The organism is Streptomyces sp. NPDC048441 (genome assembly GCF_043200235.1).
In the GTDB taxonomy this organism is placed as follows: domain Bacteria; phylum Actinomycetota; class Actinomycetes; order Streptomycetales; family Streptomycetaceae; genus Streptomyces.
In genome coordinates, this window is sequence record NZ_JBICXM010000030.1 from 1 (window position 1) to 2,390 (window position 2,390).

At 56.3% G+C, this 2,390-nt stretch carries 1 rRNA gene; it reads left to right on the top strand.

Annotated features, from left to right (window positions below):
- Positions 1 to 2,369, top strand: a 23S ribosomal RNA gene (locus tag ACGFSB_RS37370); the annotation flags it as partial.
- Positions 2,370 to 2,390 lie beyond the last annotated feature (21 nt).

Consider the following 2,390-nt stretch of genomic DNA (forward strand, 5'->3'; position numbering starts at 1 on the left):
TTCAGTAGCGCGCTCAAGACCCGAAGCGGAGTGATCTAGCCATGGGCAGGTTGAAGCGGCTGTAAGAGGTCGTGGAGGACCGAACCCACCAGGGTTGAAAACCTGGGGGATGACCTGTGGTTAGGGGTGAAAGGCCAATCAAACTCCGTGATAGCTGGTTCTCCCCGAAATGCATTTAGGTGCAGCGTCGTGTGTTTCTTGCCGGAGGTAGAGCACTGGATAGGCGATGGGCCCTACCGGGTTACTGACCTTAGCCAAACTCCGAATGCCGGTAAGTGAGAGCACGGCAGTGAGACTGTGGGGGATAAGCTCCATGGTCGAGAGGGAAACAGCCCAGAGCATCGACTAAGGCCCCTAAGCGTACGCTAAGTGGGAAAGGATGTGGAGTCGCAGAGACAACCAGGAGGTTGGCTTAGAAGCAGCCACCCTTGAAAGAGTGCGTAATAGCTCACTGGTCAAGTGATTCCGCGCCGACAATGTAGCGGGGCTCAAGCGTACCGCCGAAGTCGTGTCATTTCAGCATATAGGGCCAACGCCTGCTGGGATGGGTAGGGGAGCGTCGTGTGCCGGGTGAAGCTGCCGCGTAAGCGAGTGGTGGACGGTTCACGAGTGAGAATGCAGGCATGAGTAGCGATACATACGTGAGAAACGTGTGCGCCGATTGACTAAGGGTTCCTGGGTCAAGCTGATCTGCCCAGGGTAAGTCGGGACCTAAGGCGAGGCCGACAGGCGTAGTCGATGGATAACCGGTTGATATTCCGGTACCCGCTGTGAAGCGTCAAACATTGAATCAGGCGATGCTAAGTCCGTGAAGCCGTCCTGGAGCCTTCGGGCAAAGGGAAGTGGTGGAGCCGACGGCCCAGACTTGTAGTAGGTGAGTGATGGGGTGACGCAGGAAGGTAGTCCAGCCCGGGCGGTGGTAGTCCCGGGGTAAGGGTGTAGGCCGTGTGATAGGTAAATCCGTCGCACATTAAGGCTGAGACCTGATGCCGAGCCGATTGTGGTGAAGTGGATGATCCTATGCTGTCGAGAAAAGCCTCTAGCGAGTTTCATGGCGGCCCGTACCCTAAACCGACTCAGGTGGTCAGGTAGAGAATACCGAGGCGTTCGGGTGAACTATGGTTAAGGAACTCGGCAAAATGCCCCCGTAACTTCGGGAGAAGGGGGGCCATCACTGGTGATCGGATTTACTCCGTGAGCTGGGGGTGGCCGCAGAGACCAGCGAGAAGCGACTGTTTACTAAAAACACAGGTCCGTGCGAAGCCGTAAGGCGATGTATACGGACTGACGCCTGCCCGGTGCTGGAACGTTAAGGGGACCGGTTAGTGCACTTTCGGGTGTGCGAAGCTGAGAACTTAAGCGCCAGTAAACGGCGGTGGTAACTATAACCATCCTAAGGTAGCGAAATTCCTTGTCGGGTAAGTTCCGACCTGCACGAATGGCGTAACGACTTCTCGACTGTCTCAACCATAGGCCCGGTGAAATTGCACTACGAGTAAAGATGCTCGTTTCGCGCAGCAGGACGGAAAGACCCCGGGACCTTTACTACAGTTTGATATTGGTGTTCGGTTCGGCTTGTGTAGGATAGGTGGGAGACTTTGAAGCGGGCACGCCAGTGTTCGTGGAGTCAACGTTGAAATACCACTCTGGTCGTGCTGGATGTCTAACCTGGGTCCGTGATCCGGATCAGGGACAGTGTCTGATGGGTAGTTTAACTGGGGCGGTTGCCTCCTAAAGAGTAACGGAGGCGCCCAAAGGTTCCCTCAGCCTGGTTGGTAATCAGGTGTTGAGTGTAAGTGCACAAGGGAGCTTGACTGTGAGACCGACGGGTCGAGCAGGGACGAAAGTCGGGACTAGTGATCCGGCGGTGGCTTGTGGAAGCGCCGTCGCTCAACGGATAAAAGGTACCCCGGGGATAACAGGCTGATCTTCCCCAAGAGTCCATATCGACGGGATGGTTTGGCACCTCGATGTCGGCTCGTCGCATCCTGGGGCTGGAGTCGGTCCCAAGGGTTGGGCTGTTCGCCCATTAAAGCGGTACGCGAGCTGGGTTTAGAACGTCGTGAGACAGTTCGGTCCCTATCCGCTGTGCGCGTAGGAATATTGAGAAGGGCTGTCCCTAGTACGAGAGGACCGGGACGGACGAACCTCTGGTGTGCCAGTTGTCCTGCCAAGGGCATGGCTGGTTGGCTACGTTCGGAAAGGATAACCGCTGAAAGCATCTAAGCGGGAAGCCTGCTTCGAGATGAGTATTCCCACCCCCTTTGAGGGGTTAAGGCTCCCAGTAGACGACTGGGTTGATAGGCCAGATCTGGAAGCCCGGTAACGGGTGGAGGTGACTGGTACTAATAGGCCGAGGGCTTGTCCTCAGTTGCTCGCGTCCACTGTGT